Annotated in this window: 16 protein-coding genes; 9 read left to right on the forward strand and 7 right to left on the reverse strand. The window is 44.8% G+C overall.

What is annotated here, in order from left to right; translation table 11 throughout:
* Positions 1-16: 16 nt before the first annotated feature.
* From ACEN82_RS09390 to ACEN82_RS09405, 4 genes are all read left to right on the forward strand, one after another.
* Positions 17-1,732: an IlvD/Edd family dehydratase gene (locus tag ACEN82_RS09390; protein WP_413318603.1), complete on the forward strand. Its 1,716-nt coding sequence runs from the start codon at positions 17-19 to the stop codon at positions 1,730-1,732.
* Between the two features lie 16 nt (positions 1,733-1,748).
* Positions 1,749-3,065: a gluconate:H+ symporter gene (locus ACEN82_RS09395; protein ID WP_413318601.1), complete on the forward strand. Its 1,317-nt coding sequence runs from the start codon at positions 1,749-1,751 to the stop codon at positions 3,063-3,065.
* 186 nt (positions 3,066-3,251) lie between these two features.
* Complete coding sequence (locus tag ACEN82_RS09400) at positions 3,252-6,410, forward strand: SusC/RagA family TonB-linked outer membrane protein (RefSeq protein ID WP_413318599.1); 3,159 nt, start codon at positions 3,252-3,254, stop codon at positions 6,408-6,410.
* Between the two features lie 12 nt (positions 6,411-6,422).
* Positions 6,423-7,934 carry a SusD/RagB family nutrient-binding outer membrane lipoprotein gene (locus ACEN82_RS09405; RefSeq protein WP_413318597.1) on the forward strand — a complete coding sequence of 504 codons (1,512 nt, stop codon included), beginning with the start codon at positions 6,423-6,425 and terminating at the stop codon, positions 7,932-7,934.
* Between the two features lie 344 nt (positions 7,935-8,278).
* Here the strand turns inward: ACEN82_RS09405 and ACEN82_RS09410 are convergent, their stop codons facing one another.
* Positions 8,279-8,998, reverse strand: a complete 720-nt coding sequence (locus tag ACEN82_RS09410; RefSeq protein WP_176627185.1) for a Crp/Fnr family transcriptional regulator — start codon at positions 8,996-8,998, stop codon at positions 8,279-8,281.
* A 177-nt stretch (positions 8,999-9,175) separates the two neighbouring features.
* Between ACEN82_RS09410 and ACEN82_RS09415 the strand changes: the two genes are divergently transcribed.
* Together ACEN82_RS09415 and ACEN82_RS09420 are read left to right on the forward strand one after the other, a co-directional pair.
* Positions 9,176-9,601, forward strand: coding sequence for a DUF983 domain-containing protein (locus ACEN82_RS09415; protein WP_090526097.1), 426 nt, complete (start codon positions 9,176-9,178; stop codon positions 9,599-9,601).
* Positions 9,601-11,292: a SulP family inorganic anion transporter gene (locus ACEN82_RS09420; protein ID WP_413318594.1), complete on the forward strand. Its 1,692-nt coding sequence runs from the start codon at positions 9,601-9,603 to the stop codon at positions 11,290-11,292. The genes ACEN82_RS09415 and ACEN82_RS09420 overlap by 1 nt, the downstream gene beginning before the upstream one ends.
* A gap of 30 nt (positions 11,293-11,322) precedes the next feature.
* Here the strand turns inward: ACEN82_RS09420 and ACEN82_RS09425 are convergent, their stop codons facing one another.
* The 6 genes from ACEN82_RS09425 to ACEN82_RS09450 form a co-directional block, all read right to left on the reverse strand.
* Positions 11,323-11,559: a hypothetical protein gene (locus ACEN82_RS09425; RefSeq protein WP_091164133.1), complete on the reverse strand. Its 237-nt coding sequence runs from the start codon at positions 11,557-11,559 to the stop codon at positions 11,323-11,325.
* 93 nt (positions 11,560-11,652) lie between these two features.
* Positions 11,653-11,829: a BF3379 family histone-like protein gene (locus tag ACEN82_RS09430; RefSeq protein ID WP_274988311.1), complete on the reverse strand. Its 177-nt coding sequence runs from the start codon at positions 11,827-11,829 to the stop codon at positions 11,653-11,655.
* Positions 11,830-11,929: 100 nt separating this feature from the next.
* Positions 11,930-12,310 (reverse strand): glycine cleavage system protein GcvH, encoded by a 381-nt coding sequence (gene gcvH / locus ACEN82_RS09435; protein ID WP_129570020.1) that lies wholly within the window; start codon positions 12,308-12,310, stop codon positions 11,930-11,932.
* 97 nt (positions 12,311-12,407) lie between these two features.
* Complete coding sequence (locus ACEN82_RS09440; RefSeq protein WP_413318591.1) at positions 12,408-13,001, reverse strand: class I SAM-dependent methyltransferase; 594 nt, start codon at positions 12,999-13,001, stop codon at positions 12,408-12,410.
* Positions 13,002-13,046: 45 nt separating this feature from the next.
* Positions 13,047-13,709, reverse strand: coding sequence for a methyltransferase domain-containing protein (locus tag ACEN82_RS09445; protein WP_413318589.1), 663 nt, complete (start codon positions 13,707-13,709; stop codon positions 13,047-13,049).
* Positions 13,710-14,064: 355 nt separating this feature from the next.
* Positions 14,065-15,087 (reverse strand): LLM class flavin-dependent oxidoreductase, encoded by a 1,023-nt coding sequence (locus ACEN82_RS09450; protein ID WP_413318587.1) that lies wholly within the window; start codon positions 15,085-15,087, stop codon positions 14,065-14,067.
* 139 nt (positions 15,088-15,226) lie between these two features.
* Here ACEN82_RS09450 and ACEN82_RS09455 point away from each other — a divergent pair, with 139 nt between their 5' ends.
* The 3 genes from ACEN82_RS09455 to ACEN82_RS09465 all read left to right on the forward strand — a co-directional run bounded on the left by ACEN82_RS09455 (position 15,227) and on the right by ACEN82_RS09465 (position 17,621).
* The gene (locus tag ACEN82_RS09455; RefSeq protein ID WP_413318585.1) at positions 15,227-16,063 is read left to right on the forward strand and encodes a helix-turn-helix domain-containing protein; all 837 of its coding nucleotides are present in this window, start codon (positions 15,227-15,229) and stop codon (positions 16,061-16,063) included.
* Positions 16,064-16,136: 73 nt separating this feature from the next.
* Positions 16,137-16,679 carry a YbhB/YbcL family Raf kinase inhibitor-like protein gene (locus tag ACEN82_RS09460; RefSeq protein ID WP_413318583.1) on the forward strand — a complete coding sequence of 181 codons (543 nt, stop codon included), beginning with the start codon at positions 16,137-16,139 and terminating at the stop codon, positions 16,677-16,679.
* Positions 16,680-16,697: 18 nt separating this feature from the next.
* Positions 16,698-17,621 (forward strand): ketopantoate reductase family protein, encoded by a 924-nt coding sequence (locus tag ACEN82_RS09465; protein WP_413318581.1) that lies wholly within the window; start codon positions 16,698-16,700, stop codon positions 17,619-17,621.
* Positions 17,622-17,940 lie beyond the last annotated feature (319 nt).

Raw genomic sequence — 17,940 nt, forward strand, 5'->3', positions numbered from 1 at the left:
TATAAAAGAAAATAAAATGTCACAGTTCAGAAGTGCCGATTGGTTTGGAAAAACAGGTAAAATGGGGTTCTTATACAGGAGCTGGATGAAAAACCAGGGTATGCCTACCGACCTTTTCGACGGAAGACCGGTCATCGGGATCTGCAACACCTGGTCGGAGCTAACCCCTTGCAATGCACATTTACGGGACCTTGCCGAAGCGGTTAAACGCGGGGTGTATGAGGCCGGCGGTTTCCCGGTGGAATTTCCTATCATGAGTTTAGGTGAAACTTTACTTAAACCTACAGCTATGCTTTTCCGCAACCTGGCCAGTATGGATGCGGAAGAATCAATTCGCGGCAACCCGATAGACGGGGTTGTACTGTTGACAGGCTGCGACAAAACAACGCCGTCTACCCTGATGGGCGCGGCCAGCGTAGGTTTACCCACTATCGTGGTTCCAGGCGGTCCGATGCTGAACGGTAAATATCGTGGCACCGATATCGGATCGGGCACGGCGGTATGGAAATTAACCGATGACCTCAAAACCGGTAAAATAACTAACGACGAATACCTTGCTGCCGAAAGCTGCATGTCGAGAAGTGCGGGCCATTGTATGACAATGGGTACCGCCTCAACAATGGCTTGTATGGTCGAGTCGCTGGGCATGTGTCTTTCGCAGGCCGCGGCTACCCCGGCGGTTGATTCAAGGAAAAAAGTGCTGGCGCAGTTATCAGGCAGGCGTATTGTTGAAATGGTAAAAGAAGGTTTGACGATATCCAAAATACTTACCCGTGCCGCTTTCGAAAACGCTATTAAAGTAAATGCGGCAATAGGCGGCTCTACCAATTTCATTATCCATCTTACTGCAATTGCCGGACGTATTGGCGTAGACTTATGCCTCGACGATTTTGACAGGCTGGGCAGCAAAATACCTTTGTTACTCAACCTCATGCCTTCCGGAAAATACCTGATGGAGGATTTTTACTACGCAGGCGGGTTACCGGTGATCTTGAAAGAACTGAGCAATGAGTTGGATATGGGCGCAATAACCGTAACGGGTAAATCGCACGCGGAAAACATCAAAGACGAGGGTATATGTTATAATAATGAAGTTATCGCAGCATATAATACCCCGATTATCCCTGAGGCCGGTATAGCTGTTTTAAAAGGGAACCTCGCCGTTAATGGTGCGGTTATTAAACCTTCGGCGGCAACGCCATCGCTGATGCAGCATACTGGTCGGGCAGTGGTTTTCGAAACTATTGAAGACTATCACGCAAGGGTTGACGATCCGCAACTTGATATCGACGAAACCTGTGTGATGGTGCTTAAAAATGTTGGGCCGGTAGGTTATCCCGGCATGCCCGAAGTTGGCAATATGGTACTGCCAAAAAAACTGCTGGATAAAGGTATTACAGATATGGTAAGGATCTCTGACGGAAGGATGAGTGGCACCGCATACGGTACAGTTGTGCTCCATGTTTCACCGGAGTCAGCCATCGGCGGCAACTTGGCACTTGTTGAAAACGGGGACCTGATATGCCTTGACGTACCGGCCAAAAAAATAGAGCTGCTTGTAGATGAAGTTGAACTGCAAAGGCGGCGATTGTTATGGCAAAAACCTGCTTATCATACCGATAGGGGGTACGTGTCTATGTACCAGCGCCATGTGCAGCAAGCTGATAAAGGAGCCGATCTGGATTTCCTGATTGGGAATTCAGGATCTGTTGTAACCCGCGATTCGCATTAAATTAACCTGATTGTAAATGACGATATTAATACTGATCCTTTGTATTTTACTGCTTATAGCGCTGATAACATGGGCAAAAGTGAATGCTTTTCTTGCCTTTATTATCGTAGCACTGTTGGCGGGCTGCTTTTTCGGCATGCCATTTACAGCGGTTATCGTATCCATAAATAAAGGACTGGGCGATACCTTAGGTTCGGTAGCGATCATTATTGTATTAGGTGCTATGCTGGGTAAATTGGTTGCCGAAAGCGGTGCCGCACAGCGGATAGCCCATTTCATGCATGATTTGTTTGGTGCCAGATATGTAAGCTATGCCATGGCCCTTACAGGCTTTATTGTTGGCATCCCTTTGTATTATAATGTTGGGTTCATACTGCTGGTGCCTATCATTTTTTCGGTTGCTTCCAGTTATCGTTTGCCGCTGTTGTATGTGGGAATGCCTATGCTCACGGCGCTATCGGTAATGCACGGCTTTTTACCGCCTCATCCTTCGCCAATGACACTCATTAGCGTTTTTCGTGCCGATGTTGTAAAAACATTTGGCTATGGGCTGATCATTGCTATTCCTGCTATAATAATTGCGGGACCGATGTTCTCGGCTACCCTCAAAAAGATAGGACCTAATGGCTTGCAATTTACCCATAGTTCGGCCGCCTTGCCTGTTCAAGAACTACCGGGTATTGTTAACAGCATACTGTCATCTCTTTTACCTGTAGTATTGATTTGCCTGGCCCATTTGCTGCCCGTGCTTTTTAGGGATAATCCTTTGATAAAGAGTTTGTCTGAATGGCTCGCCGAACCAATTATTGCCATACTGGTCACCGTAACTGTAAGTACGTATACGCTTGGTTTGCGTAGAGGCAGGTCATTAGCAAAAATAATGGACGGTTATGTGTGTGCTGTAAAAGATATAGCCATGGTATTGCTCATCATTGGCAGCGCGGGTGCACTGAAGCAGGTCTTTACAGATAGCCACTTAAGCAATACCCTGGCCGGTATATTGGTCAGCAGCGCCATGCATCCCTTGTTGTTGGCGTGGCTGGCGACGGCTTGTTTACGAATTTGCCTCGGCTCGGCTACAGTGGCTGGTGTAACCGCCGCGGGCGTGTTGTTCCCGATAGCTCATCATGCGGGCGTAAATACCAATTTACTGGTGTTGGCTATCGGAGCGGGCAGCTTGTTTGGCTCGCATGTAAACGATACAGCTTTTTGGCTATGCAAAGAATATTTCGGGTTATCAGTAAAGGAAACACTTCGCTCATGGACGGTAATGGAAAGCATGGTAGCTGTAATAGGGCTTGCCGGCGTCTTGTTGTTAGACTGTTTACTATAAATAGATTATACCAGTACACGTACTATAAACCAATTTTAAACCAAAACCCTGCATAACATGAAGAAAAAGTGATACTAAAACTAAAAGCGGTTTTTAAAGTTACCGCCTCGAGCAGCTCTTTCGCAATTACCAATTTTGAGAAAGAAGTTAAAGTAAGATTTGCCAATTTGAATTAACCCTAAAATTATGGAAAAAGAAATCAAAGTATCAGGAATGATGCTGTCTATTGCAATAAGTGTTCTTTTTACACTTATGATTGCAGGGAATGTGCAGGCGGAAAGCGTCGTCGCAGCCCGAACCAGCCCCGAAGTGGGGGTACAAATAGTTACCGGTAAAGTGACCGACGAAAAAGGCGGCCCGCTTATCGGCGTTAGCGTAAGCGAAAAAGGAACAAAAAACGGCGTTGTGACCGACGCAAACGGTAATTACAAACTCCAGGTATCTGCCGATAACGCGGTATTGTTATTCAGCTATGTAGGCTACAACCCAAAAACCGAGCCCCTTAACGGGCGCACTACGCTGAATGTAACGCTTGAGCCAAAATCAACTGCTATCAGCGAGATTGTAGTAACAGCTTTAGGCATAAAGCGTGAATCTAAAAAATTAGGCTATGCGGCAGAAAACGTACGCGTTGGCGAAATAACAACTAACCGTTCAACAAACTTTGTTAACTCCCTTGAGGGAAAAGTTGCCGGCTTAGATATCTCTCCGCCGGCAAGTGGCCCGGGAGGTAGCACTAAGATCAGGCTGCGCGGGCAATCTGCATTCCAGGGAGATAATGCGCCGCTGATTGTATTAAACGGCCTTCCGTTATCGCAAAGTCCGTCAAGCACCAACGGTTATACTCAGTCGGTGGATTTGGGCGATAATATGCAGCAGATAAACCCGGATGATATTGAGTCGATGACTGTATTAAAAGGAGCTACAGCCGCGGCGCTTTACGGTTCAAGGGCAAGTAACGGCGCGTTGATCATTACCACCAAAAGCGGTAATAAAAACGGCGGGATAGGTATTGAGTTTACCTCCAACTTTACCCAAAACAAGGCACTGGATTTTACTGACTTTCAGTACGAATACGGACAAGGCGAAAATAACGTGCGTCCAAAAACACAGGGGCAGGCGCAAAGTTCAGGCGCATGGAGTTTTGGGGAAAAATTTGATAATGCTCCAACCTTCCAGTTTGATGGCGTACAACGCCCGTATGCGCCTGAAAGAAACCGGATCAGCAAATTTTTCAGACTGGCCAATGCATGGACTAATACTATTGCGTTTTCGGGCGGTAATGATAAAGGGAGCTTCAGGTTTTCTTATTCAAATCAGGATGCACAAGGCATAATACCGAATAATGATTATCACAAAAAGATATTCAATCTTGGGTTAAACTACAATTTTACCCCCAAGTTGTCTGCCCAAATTTATGTGAATTACGACCACGAGAATAATAATAACCCTCCGGTAATTGGTATTCAGGGCTCATCGGTTACTAATTACATGTACCGTTATAGTAACTCGGTTAGTTTGGATGTATTAAAAGCCGCCGCCATTGATGCCAACGGCAACGAAACGCCTACATCTCGTTTCACCACGCTTACCAATCCGTATTGGATTATGCAAAAGCAATTTACCAAGCAAACTAAAGATCATCTTTTAGGTACTGCGACCCTGCGATACCAATTTTTTGACTGGCTTTATTTGCAGGGCCGTGTAAATATGGAATATAGTCCATCTTACTACGAACAAAATTCGCCAACAGGTACTTTAGCAAACGCGGCTGCACCTGTTGGCCTTTATAATGGTAGTTATAACTCAAATGATAATACCTATCGTGCGCTTAACGCCGACTTTTTATTAGGCGGCGGCCACAAATGGGGACCTTTTTCTTTTGATGCCACGGTAGGAGGAAATACATTCCCCTCCTCATCACAAGGATATACTGTTACCGCTACAAATTTCTACGTGAGGGATTTTTATACCCTTGGAAATGGCGTAACCAATACCTCTGCTTTCGCGGTTTCCAAATCAACAGTAAACTCGCTTTATGGCACAGCCGAGTTTGGATATAAATCTTATTTGTTTTTAAATGTAACCGGCCGTAACGACTGGTTCTCGGTGCTAAGCCCCGAACATAACCATTATTTTTATCCATCAGTAAGCGGCAGTTTTGTTTTTTCGGAGTTTTTAAAAAACCCGCCCTCATGGTTAACTTTCGGAAAAATCAGGGCGACCTACGCTAACGTGGGCAGCGCCAACGGTATTAGCCCTTATAGCAATTCGCTCACCTTTACGCTTTCACAAAACGCGTTCAACGGCGTTCCGCTTGGGAGTATCAGCAATGTTACTACGCCAAACCAGGCAATTAAGCCATACAGCGTAAAAGAAAAAGAAATTGGGCTTGAGCTGCGTATGTTCAGCAGTCGTGTAAACCTGGATATTGCCGCATACGATAAGCATACCACTAACCAAATCTTAAGCGTTGCCATCTCCAACGCGTCGGGCTATACTGGCACCATTGTAAACCTTGGCGAGCTGCAAAACCGTGGTATGGAGTTTTTGCTGGAGTTAGTGCCCGTCAGAAAACCAAACTTTAGCTGGCGTTCGGCATTTAATACGGCTATAAATACCTCTAAAGTTTTGGCGCTGGCAAATGGTCAAAAACAACTGACATTAGGCGCGGGCGAATTTTTCGGCTCTATTGTTGACCAGGTAGGTCTGCCATTAAACCAGATCCAGGGCTCAACCTACCGCAGGGATGCCAATGGCAAGATCATCGTATCAGGCGGTAAACCAGTGGCAAGTACATCTCCTGCACTTTTTGGCAGTGCATTGCCTAAAGCTACAGGCGGTTGGGTAAATACATTTACTTACAAGAGGCTTACCCTGATGGCGCATATCGATTATAAAAAAGGTGGTAAAATATTGTCAAGTTCTAACCTGAATTTCCTGAGAGAAGGTTTATCAAAAGAGTCGCTGGTGGGTAGGGAAGGAGGCGTAAAGTTTGACGCGGTGAATGCTGATGGTACACCTAACACAACAGCAGTAAATGCCGAGGACTTTTATGCCAATTATCGTTCGCAGGGTATTCTGGACCCTTTTGTTTATAAATCAGACTTTATCAAGTTGAGAAACCTTTCTGTTAGCTATGACTTTTCGAAGATGATGAAAGCTAAATTTATCAAAGGGCTTGTGCTTTCTGCAGTATGCCACAACGTGCTTATCATTAAAAAGTATACACCTAATATCGATCCGGAGGCTATCTCATCAAGCGGTGATATTTTAACCGGTTACGAGCAAAGTTCGCTGCCTACCACGCGGACTTATGGTTTTAACCTAAACGTCAAATTTTAAAAGAGTACGATCATGAAAAAATATATAAAGATCATATTGTCGGCCACCTGCCTGTTTGCTGCAACAGGTTGCGATAAAGGATTTAGAGAGTTAAATGTTAATCCAAATAACACTACCAGTCTCGACCCGGTGTTTTTGTTTTCCAACGCCGAAGTTTTAACGTACGCGGCATTAATGGAAACTGAACCAACAGTTGTTCAGCAGTTTATTGATCCTTTTGGCGGGGTTACCTCTGCGTTTAACTTCAATGTATTAAATCAAACCTATACCGTGATGCGGTGGAATAACGCTTATCCAAATACTATAAAATTGCTTGAGCACATTTTGCCGGATTTAAAAGGCAACGCTTCCAGGTCTAACTTGTATAACGAAACCAGGATATGGCGGGCTTATAATTACATGATGCTGGTTGACACTTACGGCGATGTGCCATATAGCCAGGCCGGCCAGGCTTACCTCAATTCTGCTTTTTTGCCTAAATACGATAAACAACAGGATATTTATGCCGACTTGGTAAACGAACTGACAACAGCCACCGCGGCGTTAGACCCTGCGAAGGATCTTGTTAAGGGAGATGTGTTTTTTGGCGGAGATATTCCTCAATGGAAGCGGCTTGGCTATTCATTGCTGCTGCGCATAGGCATGCGCTATTCCAAAATAGATGCAGGCAAGGCAAAAACTATTGTTCAGGCAGCTGTTACCGGGGGGGTAATGCAATCTAATGCCGATAACTGTTATCTTAAGTACAATAACACATACCCCAACCTGGTTACCCAACAAATTCAACAGCTAACCAATACTTATTATTTGGCCGAGCCTTTTATAACGCAATTAAAATCCACGGGTGATCCAAGGCTGAAGTACATCTCGGCTATGTACGCCGACCCCGGAAAAGCATTGTCCCTCGCGCCTGATACTGCATCAGCCAACCAGTTTGGTTTGCCGATAGGCTATGATAGCGGTACATTGCCAACAGCACCAGGCTTTCGCGGCGTGAGCGGATCAGGGTTCAAATATTCGCAGGTTAATTATAGCGTATTTGGTAAAATAACCGCGCCGCAATTCTTTGTAACGTATGCTCAAACGCAGCTATTACTGGCTGAGGCCGTTTTTAGGGGATATATAGCAGGTACGGCAAGTACTTATTATAATAACGGTGTAAAGGCGGCCATGGATCAATTTACCACCTACGACGCTACTGCTGTCATCAGCAGCGATGCACAAAACGCCTATTTAAATAACCCGGCAATTGCATATTCTGATGCCAATGCCCTGAAACTGATCAATACACAATACTGGATAACTTCGTTTGGAAACGGTGCAGAAACATGGGCTAATTTCAGGAGGAGTGGGTACCCTGCATTAGCGCCAAATACCTATCCGGGGAGGCAAATCAAAGGCAACTTTGTACGCAGGTACACCTACCCGCAAACAGAAGCGGCTATTAATGCCGATAACTATAGAGCGGCGGTGGCCAGCATGGGTGCGGATGACCTGGATACGCCTGTGTTTTGGAATAAATAAATTATCCCTGACTAACTACACTTCACTACCCCGGTGGCATTTGGCGCCGGGGTATCATTAAACGGGCCACAAAACGTTGCGGGTTGCTGAAGTAACTGTTTACTCACGAGTGTTCAACTTTTAAAAGTGTGAACAGTTGATATTTTTTCAAAATCAATTTCCATTGATAATCAATGACTTAAGGTTGGATTAAAATCTAATAAATCTTAAATTGAACAGATTGTTATTGATAGTCAATTAGTTGTGAAATTGTATTTTAATTGATTGAACACCCGTTTTTTAAAAATTGAACACTGACAAGATATTGTCATTAATTCCCCGCTGATGCAATTGCGCCTGTGTAACTACGGGTTCCCAAATCCGTAGTTCGATTTTTTAACCAAGCGTTTAATGTCTTTGATCCATATCTTCCGGCCGTCGGTTTCCAGTACGCCTTCCTCTTTAAATTCTTTTAACAAGCGGATCACATTTTCCTGCGCTATCCCTGCCATGCCGGCCAGGTCCATTCTTGAGATATTGAGAATAACATCTTTTTCACCTGATCCTTCCCCTTTAAATTTTTCTCTCAAAATGATCAGCGAAATAGCGAGGCGTTCAGATGCTGTTCTCTGAGAGATCACGGAAATACTATTGGCCAATACACTAAATTCATGGCTCAATGATTTTAATAAGCGCCGCATGAAAAGTGGCGATCTGTCCAGAATGGTTAAAAAGTCCTCTTTAGGGATAAAACTGATCAGGCAGTCTTCCAATGCAGCCGCAGAATCAGGGCAACGCTCTTCCGCCAAAATCGCGTGATACCCTATTAATTCGCCTTTATTAGCTACATATATGATCTGCTCCCGGCCATTCCGGTCAACCTTATATTTTTTTATTTTTCCCTGGTGAATAAAATAGATACCGGAAGGTACAATGCCTTCTTTGAAGATGATTTCTCCTTTTTGATATTTCTGCGCGCCTTGCCGGGAGATTAAAAAGTTATAATCTTCTTCGGAAAGTGTATTAAGAACAGATTGTGTTGTGAATTCCCACTTATCAATTGGAAAAATTCCGGATAAACTCATATTACAAATATATAAATTTAATGCAGCCGATGTTATTGGCTGGTATGCCCGGTATGACGGATAAAACCCGTACAGCATGTACAGGCGCGGGCTTGCCGTCTAAAACTGATAAATATCAGTTTGTTTGCTGATGTCATACCATATCAAGCCTGTATTAGTAAGTATAGCTTTGTATTAATGGTAAGAACATCAAAATCATGGGCAATGCTCCATGCAAAATGCCCCCGCTGCCGCAGGGGTAATATGTTCGAAGGAGCAACATACCGTTTGGGTTCCAACAAGATCAACCTGAATTGCCCGCATTGTCAGATGATCTTCGAGATAGAGCCCGGCTATTTTTATGCGGCGATGTATATCAGCTACGCTATGAATGTAGCAGAGGGAGGCATCTTGTGGGCCGCCACTTTCCTTATAACCCAAAATAACGATTCGCCATGGTTATATCTCAGTACCATTCTCGGTGGTTTGTTCTTGCTTGCACCTTTGAATTTCAGGTATTCCCGTGTAATATTGCTTTACTGGCTATCTCCCAAGGTACATTATCATCCCGAACTTGATATTGAAATGCCGGTGGACGGGAATAAATTTAAATGGTTTCAATAATGAACAAGATGGTGAATTTGTTCAGGCCCAAGCTCATTGACACCCTTAAAGGTTACACCCCCGCGCAATTTTATAAAGATGTTGTTGCCGGAGTAATTGTAGGTGTTGTTGCTTTGCCCCTGGCCATAGCTTTTGCCATTGCTTCGGGAGTATCCCCCGAAAAAGGAATTTTTACGGCTATCATTGCGGGGGCAATTATATCCGCTTTGGGAGGCAGCAAGGTACAGATAGGAGGGCCCACAGGCGCGTTTATCGTTGTTGTTTACGGGATCGTTCAGCAGTTCGGTGTCAGCGGATTGGTTATTGCCACATTTATTGCCGGGATCATTTTGATTATTATGGGGGTAGCTAAATTGGGTAATACTATCAAATACATTCCCTATCCGCTGGTCATTGGTTTTACCACCGGGATCGCGGTCATCATTTTTTCTTCAGAAGTTAAAGACTTTTTGGGGTTGAAAATGGGAAATGTCCCTGCTGATTTTATCAGTAAATGGATCGGCTATAGCCGGCACCTGTCTTCACTGAACCTTTATGCCTTGTTTATCGGGGTTTTTACCTTACTGGTTGTTTTGCTGTGGCCCAGGGTAACCCGGAAAGTTCCCGGTTCGCTGATCGCAATTGTTATAAGCACACTGGTTGTCCGGTACTTCCATCTTCCGGTAGAGACTATTGGCAGCCGTTTTGGAGTGATCACTGCTGCTTTACCACATCCGGTCATGCCAGATGTAAGCCTGGAAACCATCAGGCAGTTGATCAGGCCTGCTTTTACCATCGCTTTGCTGTGCAGTATTGAGTCTTTACTATCAGCGGTTGTGGCAGATGGCATGACCGGCGGAAATCACCGGTCTAATACAGAGCTCATTGCACAGGGAGTGGCCAATATCTGTTCATCTGTGTTAGGGGGCATTCCGGCCACAGGGGCAATAGCAAGAACGGCTACCAATATTAAAAATGGCGGAAGTACACCCGTAGCTGGGATCATACATGCCATTACCTTACTTCTTATTATGCTTTTTATAGGCCAATGGGCAGCGTTGATCCCCATGGCAACACTTGCAGGTATATTGGTGGTGGTAGCCTGGAATATGAGCGAACTGGGGAATTTTATAGATGTATTTAAAGGCTCAAAAAGTGACGCTTCCGTTTTGTTGATCACCTTCGGCCTCACCATATTGGTAGACCTGACCGTAGCTATTGAAATTGGGATAATTGTTGCCGCTTTCCTTTTTATGCGCAAAATGATGCAGTCCAGTTCGGTACAGCAAACGATTTTGGCTCCGGATCAATTATCTGATGATGAATTTAATCAATCAGTTATCCCCAAAGGGGTCGACGTTTTTGAGATCAATGGGCCTTTGTTCTTTGGTGCGGCCTATAAATTTAAAGACACGATGAAAGTGCTGGAAAAACCCGCCCGGGTATTGATTATCAGGATGAGGAATGTACCCGTCATTGATGCAACCGGTATTAGGGTATTAAGGGATGTTCATCAGGAAATAAAAAAGAAAGGAACTAAACTTATCCTGTCGGAAGCAAACAGCGAACAGGTAACAGGAGCATTAAAAAAGACGCGTTTATTATTTCAAATCGGTAAAGGCAATGTCCGGGACACATTTGAAAAAGCATTAAAACGGGCAGATGAAGTTTTATTGGACACCGATCCCTCAAAACAATCCTATGCAGGTTAATAAAGGCTTTGATCTGTTATAATCCTGTTATTAAATAGGGTAACGCAAGGTCACCGCTCTGCTTATAGCCAGCACCAACCCCTGATCAAGAGGACGATCTTTATCCGGGTCTTTTTCGATCCATAGTTTATTTAAACTCAGAATAAAGGTGTAACTTTTAGCATCTAAAAGAATTTCAAGGGTATGGTTCTTTTTACTCGGGGCAGCGATGATATAATAAATAAAATCTTGCTGCTGATAAGTAACACGTAGCGGAAATCCGATCATATATTAAAAAGAATGATTTATCAGTCCGTTCTTGATAAAATAAACCAGGCCAGAGTTGACCAGGTTTATTTTCCCAAAACAGTTCTTAAACTATTATTTATTGTTTTTCTTTTCTGTTATTTCTTTACGGATATCTGTTGCCATAACTTTTAATTGCTGCATAGCATTTCTAACCCTGGTTCCTGCAGCTTTGTTGCCTTTTTCGTAAAAGCTGAACATGTCTTTCTCTATGGCATCTATCAAATCTTTTGCCGCTTTAAATTTTTCCATTGTGTTTTGTGTTAAATGAATGATGTGTTTGATTTTATTTTTTAGCCAGTAAGGTTAAATATTTGGCTTAATACCGTCAAAATGGTATCAACGCATAGGATTAGTTACCTCCGATCTGTGCCAGGTATTGCTCTGCTGTCAACAGCGACTCGCGGTCGTCTGCTAAGCTTACCAGCACTTTGATCATCCAGCATCCATAAGGGTCCTGGTTCACTAGCTCGGGGTTAGTTTCAAGCAAAGGGTTAACCGCTATTACTTTACCATTTACCGGCATAAAAAGATCTGACACTGTTTTTACCGCTTCAACTGTGCCAAATATGGCCTCTTTAGCAATGATCTTATTCAGGCATGGGATATCAACATAAACGATATCACCTAATTCCTTTTGTGCAAAATCGGTAATACCGATCAATGCATGGTCCTGCTCGAAGCTGATCCATTCATGGTCTTTGGTATAAAATAAATGTTCGGGGTAATTCATGATTTTTATTTTTTATCGTTCAATTATTATTTAACAAATATTGCTGCGTTCATCAGCTTGATTTTGATGTTTTCTATGGCAAGGCTAACCACCGCCTTTACTGCTTGATCCACATTTTCAGCACCCGGCTATAGGAATTGTTCACTAATTGATAACTAACCGGAATCTGTTTTTCCGGGGCATGGAAGGTAACCAACCGGGTGCCGGCCGGTCTTTTGTTCAGCATTTCATAAATGAACAAGGTATAGTAATTATACAGATCAAACGAGGTATTGACGCTATAATCGATCCGGATGCTTGGTTCTATGTTTTCATAAAAAGGATTGAAAAAATAAAAATGATCAAACAGGTCGTAGTCCAGGTTAGTGAGGTTACCATGCATAAACTGCACATTGGGTACACCTATCTGCGCTTTGGCTGATTCTGCATAATTGAACAACGCTTCCCGCTGCTCAATGCCGTGAAAGGTAGCCTCAGGATGATAAACGCCCGCCGCGATACAAAATTTACCAACACCGCTGCCAATATCCAGGATTCTGGCCCCCGGGGCTGCAAGGAAATTGCTGGCTTCGAGCGAAATGTCCAGGCCAGTCCAGTGCATTTGTGATAGTTCCCGGATATGTATCGGATACAAAGTATCGAAAGCCGCGTCTTTGCGGAAATAAGAAATGCTTATGGTATCACTATACATAAAAAGGAAACTGTTTGTTGTTCATGTGTTTAAGTTAAATCCTAATTAATCTTTGACCCACAACTGAAGTAAGGAATCATAAGCGAGATCTTTCATGCTGTAATCTATCGGAATAACTTCTCCGAAACTCTGATAGGTCACTACCCTGGTACCTGACGGTTTATCATTCAGCATCGATTTTAAATACCGTGAATAATAAGCGTAGAGGCCGTAGGAAGTCTCTATATGATCATCAATAGCGTTCTCCTGGTCTAAATTTTCAAAGAAAGAATTATAGAAATAGAAATGGTCAAATTGATGAAAGTTAACCTGGGTGATATTGGCATGTATGAAACTGACATTATTAAGATCCAGGTATTTTTGTGTGGTTTGGGCGTAATGCACCAGTTCATGCCGCTGTTCAACCCCGAAATAAAAAGAATCAGGATAAAAATGCGCGGCGGTTAAGCAGAATTTTCCTATGCCACTACCAACATCCAGTACTTTGGCGCCTTTTACTGCTAAATATTCGGCGGCCTTTTTGGCGATGGCAATAGGCGTCCATTGTTTTTGTGATAACGACTGCAAATGCTCCGGGTAGAGCCAGTCAAATTCCGCATCATTGCGAAAAAAACAATCATTGGGATTTTTTTTTTTAAAAAGTGTCGTCGCGCGCTGCTGTTCTTCGGACCGGTCGGGAAATGCTGAAAATGGATATTGTGTTGGCACATGCAAATATATCCGCCATTACAGGCCGCTTTACCTGCAAGAAATCAATGGTAAAGATGATATTTATCAGTTTTTAGATAACAGGGATTGGATAATCTTATGATTCAATTATAATCTATCATGACGAAACGGTTTTTACTATTTTTTCCTGCAATGCTTATAGAGCCAGCAGGTTATATGGTAAGACAGGAATGATCCGACCGGAAACAAGCGCCTTAGCGACATTGTGGGCGAAGGCATCTTGTTCAGTTAAACTATATAGTCTGCCATCGGCAACGGGGCCATACAATTCGAAGCGCGAACCATAGGGCCTGCCGTCAGCATGACTGCATTCCGCATGCGCTTACCAGTTGTTTTAACGCCAGCCCAGCCCGGGAGCTACATGCTCCAGGATCGAAGACAGCACATGCACATTGTAATCAACACCTAAGGTGTTGGGGATCGTCAAAAGCACCGTATCCGCTTCCTGGATGGCTTCATCTTTAGATAGTTCGGCGATCAGCCGGTCCGGTTCGGCGGCGTAACTTCTGCCGAAGACCGCCCGCTTGTCCGCCTCGATATAACCGAAGCTGTCTGCTCCTTTCCCTTGCTGGCCAAAATAAAGCCTGTCCTGGTCGTTTACCAATGCAAAAATAGAACGGCTTACTGACACCCTTGGTTCACGATCATGACCGGCCTTCTTCCACGCCTCTTTATACGCCCTGATTTGCTCGGCCTGCTGTACATGGAAAGGCTTGCCGCTTTCATCGAACTTTAATGTGGAACTTTGCAGATGCATCCCCTGTTCGGCTGCCCAAACGGCCGTGGCGTTAGAAGCAGCGCCCCACCAAATGCGTTGCCGCAGTCCTTCTGAGTGGGGCTCTAAACGCAACAATCCCGGCGGATTTGGAAACATAGGGTATGGGTTTGGCTCGGCGAAACCAATACCTTTTAACTTATCCAAAAATACCAGCGCTTTTTTACGCCCCATATCCGCATCGTTTTCGCCCTCAGCAGGCTCATATCCAAAATAACGCCAGCCCGCGATCACCTGTTCCGGAGAACCGCGGCTGATGCCCAGTTGTAACCGCCCGCCCGAGATCAAATCGGCGGCACCGGCGTCTTCAACCATATAAAGCGGGTTCTCATACCGCATATCTATAACACCTGTACCGATCTCAATCCGACTTGTTTTTGCACCGATAGCCGATAGCAAAGGAAAGGGAGATGCCAGTTGAGATGCGAAATGATGGACACGGAAATAAGCGCCGTCAAGGCCGATTTCTTCGGCAGCAACCGCCAGGTCAATAGATTGCAGCAAGGTATCAGCCGCGGTACGCGTCTTATATGCAGGGTGGTCGGACCAGTGTCCGAATGATAAAAAGCCAATTTTCTTCATATTAACAACAAATCTAAGGAATGAATCGCTGGTTCGGTATCAGCGAAAAGTCAAGGTTTTAGTCTATGAACCGCGGGTTTTTATCCGCGCCCATTTTGGATTGAGCGTATTTTGCGGTTTATTTGTTCCAAAAAACAGCATGGAAATCATACAGGTACCGGAAGTTACACGTCACCATTCCCACATTTCGGCTGGTGAGATCACTTTCGTGGATTATCATGATAAGGGCAGCGCTTTCCGTACCCGCGTTTTTTTTAGCCGGTGCGCGGTCAGCTTTGTACAAAATGGTCAAAAGCAGATCTATCGTGCCGCTGAAAACACTGTTCTTACTCCGGGTTACGGCATGTTGATACCTGAGGGCAATTCAATTATTGCCGAGCACAGCAATAACGCCGAGCCCTATGGTAGTGTAATTGTCTTTTTTCCTCGCAGCATCGGGCAGGAATTCACGGTAAGCCGCCCCGGCAAGGGGGGAGCCAGCGCCGGTGATGCGCCGTATATTTATTTCAAGACCAACACTTATATCAATGAGTATGTGCGCAACATCAAATCCCTGATCGCCGGCAGGCAAAGCCTTTCTTACGAAATGGCCTTACTCAAACTTACTGAATTGCTAACCGCTTTGCACGAGTTGGCGCCGGAACTTTTGAGCGGCATGTTCGGCACCCCTGCAGATATATCCCTTAAAACTGTTGTTGAAAATAACCTGTTGGGCAGTCTTACACTCGATGAACTTGCCTTTCTGAGTAACCGGAGTGTCTCGTCATTTAAGCGTGACTTCGAAAGAGATTACGGGGTAGCTCCTCAAAAATACATCCGGGAGCGGAAACTGGAAATGGCCTGTACCGAACTGCTAAAAGGCAAGTCGGCCAGCGAGCTCTACTTAGACTACGGTTATCAGCACGTGTCTAATTTCAACACGGCTTTCAAAAGGAAATATGGCGTAACTCCGGCGAATTACCGCAAAACGCCATAATTTGAGCTTATCTCAATATATTCTGAACTTTCCGCAACAATTACCTTATGCAATACGCAGGCATATTTGAGGCATGAAAAAATTCATCCTCTTTTGCGCCTTTGCAATCAGTTACTACTGCTCATCTGCACAGACGTTCACCCTTAAAAGCGCAGACCTTGGCGGTCAGTTTACCAATGAATTTGTAGCCGGCAATTTTGGCTGCAACGGACAAAATCATTCGCCGCAGCTCGGCTGGTCAAATGCACCTGCAGGTACAAAAAGCTTCGCGATTACCATGTATGACGCTGATGCACCCACCGGGAGCGGGTTTTGGCATTGGGTGATTGTCAATATCCCCCCGATTGTTACAGAACTGAAACGTGGAGCAGGTGACCCAAAAGCCAGCGCGGCGCCGGCCGGTAGTTTGCAAAGCATTAACGACACGGGCGCCGCCGGATACCAGGGGCCCTGCCCTGGTGAAGGAGAAGCACCGCATCGCTACATCATCACGGTTTACGCGTTGAATACAGATAAACTGGTTATTGCAACTGGCACGCCGGCTGCGTTATCAGGATATCTGCTTAACAAAGCGGCCCTGGCTAAAGCCTCCCTCGTGGTTTATTGCAAGCGATAACCTGGAAACACAACAGATATGAAAACGATATATATTGCCGGAGCGGGCGTCATTGGCCGCACACTCGCGGTTATATTAAAGCATGCCGGTAAGAATGTGCTGTTGATCCGTGGAACTGTTGATGGCTTGCCGGGCTCGTCCGAAAGGATCAGGATTAACTTGCCCGACGGATCAGAAGTAAGTGAAAACATTGATGTAAAAACTTTCAGTCAAATAAAAACGATTGATGGTATCGTTGTCATCACCGCCAAATCATTTGCCAATAGCGAGTTAGCAGCGAAGTTAGCTTTGAAGGGAGGCCATTATCCTGTCGTCCTTTTGCAGAATGGTTTGAATGTGGAGCAGTCATTTATCATGCTTGGTTTTACGCAGTTATATCGTTGCGTGTTGTTTGTGACGGGCCAGTTTACCTCCGAAAACGTGGTACGGTTCAAACCGGTAGCAACCTGCCCGGTAGGGGCGATCAATAGCAATGAGGAAAGTCTTGCAGCAGTCGTATCAGAAATAAACAGCCCTGCATTTTCCTTTAAACCAGAATTAAACATCCAGGCAGTGATCTGGAAAAAAGTGATCGTCAACTGCGTGTTCAACTCTGTGTGCCCTTTGCTGAACATTGATAACAGTATTTTTCACCGTAATAATGAAGCGCTGGCAATCGGAAGACGAATAATTAAAGAGTGTATCCAGGTAGCTAACGTTTGTGGCGTCTCCCTTCCGGAGGAAGAGGTAACCGAGACCTTGCTTGCCATCAGCCGCTCATCCGATGGACAATTGATATCTACCCTGCAGGACATCAATGAACACCGCCCTACGGAAATTGCCACCCTCAACCTGGAGATCGCACGGATAGCCAAAGAGCTGGGCCTGGAAGATATGGTAAAAGAAACGCGCCTTTTAGGGGAACTGACAGCGATCAAATCAAGCTTAAGCCTGAATCGATAATTACCTTGCCTTATATCTATACTACAAACCGAAAGCAATTGACCCGGACAGTGTATTATTTTGCGCGGTTCAAGTGAGGGGCAAAATCTGCGGAGTTTTTGATAGTTGTCGTTTTATTTCGTGAGATACGCGAGGCAAGACAGCGGTTGATCGACCGGGTTTGCTCCAAAAGTGTTCGGAAGAAATAAAAAAAGCGAGGATTGTGCGATTCCCTCCCCTGGGAGGGTGTAGGGAGGGGTTTCATTCACAGACTTATTCGCCTGAAATGACGTATATACCCCTCCCTGCCACCACGAAATCCAGCCGCCCCCCTCCCAGT

The organism is Mucilaginibacter sp. Mucisp73 (assembly GCF_059491465.1).

Coding starts and splice junctions, on each gene's coding strand:
- ACEN82_RS09390 (WP_413318603.1), top strand. CDS start 17: ATGTCACAGTTCAGAAGTGCCGATTGGTTTGGAAAAACAGGTAAAATG.
- ACEN82_RS09395 (WP_413318601.1), top strand. CDS start 1,749: ATGACGATATTAATACTGATCCTTTGTATTTTACTGCTTATAGCGCTG.
- ACEN82_RS09400 (WP_413318599.1), top strand. CDS start 3,252: ATGGAAAAAGAAATCAAAGTATCAGGAATGATGCTGTCTATTGCAATA.
- ACEN82_RS09405 (WP_413318597.1), top strand. CDS start 6,423: ATGAAAAAATATATAAAGATCATATTGTCGGCCACCTGCCTGTTTGCT.
- ACEN82_RS09410 (WP_176627185.1), bottom strand. CDS start 8,998: ATGAGTTTATCCGGAATTTTTCCAATTGATAAGTGGGAATTCACAACA.
- ACEN82_RS09415 (WP_090526097.1), top strand. CDS start 9,176: ATGGTAAGAACATCAAAATCATGGGCAATGCTCCATGCAAAATGCCCC.
- ACEN82_RS09420 (WP_413318594.1), top strand. CDS start 9,601: ATGAACAAGATGGTGAATTTGTTCAGGCCCAAGCTCATTGACACCCTT.
- ACEN82_RS09425 (WP_091164133.1), bottom strand. CDS start 11,559: ATGATCGGATTTCCGCTACGTGTTACTTATCAGCAGCAAGATTTTATT.
- ACEN82_RS09430 (WP_274988311.1), bottom strand. CDS start 11,829: ATGGAAAAATTTAAAGCGGCAAAAGATTTGATAGATGCCATAGAGAAA.
- gcvH (WP_129570020.1), bottom strand. CDS start 12,310: ATGAATTACCCCGAACATTTATTTTATACCAAAGACCATGAATGGATC.
- ACEN82_RS09440 (WP_413318591.1), bottom strand. CDS start 13,001: ATGTATAGTGATACCATAAGCATTTCTTATTTCCGCAAAGACGCGGCT.
- ACEN82_RS09450 (WP_413318587.1), bottom strand. CDS start 15,087: ATGAAGAAAATTGGCTTTTTATCATTCGGACACTGGTCCGACCACCCT.
- ACEN82_RS09455 (WP_413318585.1), top strand. CDS start 15,227: ATGGAAATCATACAGGTACCGGAAGTTACACGTCACCATTCCCACATT.
- ACEN82_RS09460 (WP_413318583.1), top strand. CDS start 16,137: ATGAAAAAATTCATCCTCTTTTGCGCCTTTGCAATCAGTTACTACTGC.
- ACEN82_RS09465 (WP_413318581.1), top strand. CDS start 16,698: ATGAAAACGATATATATTGCCGGAGCGGGCGTCATTGGCCGCACACTC.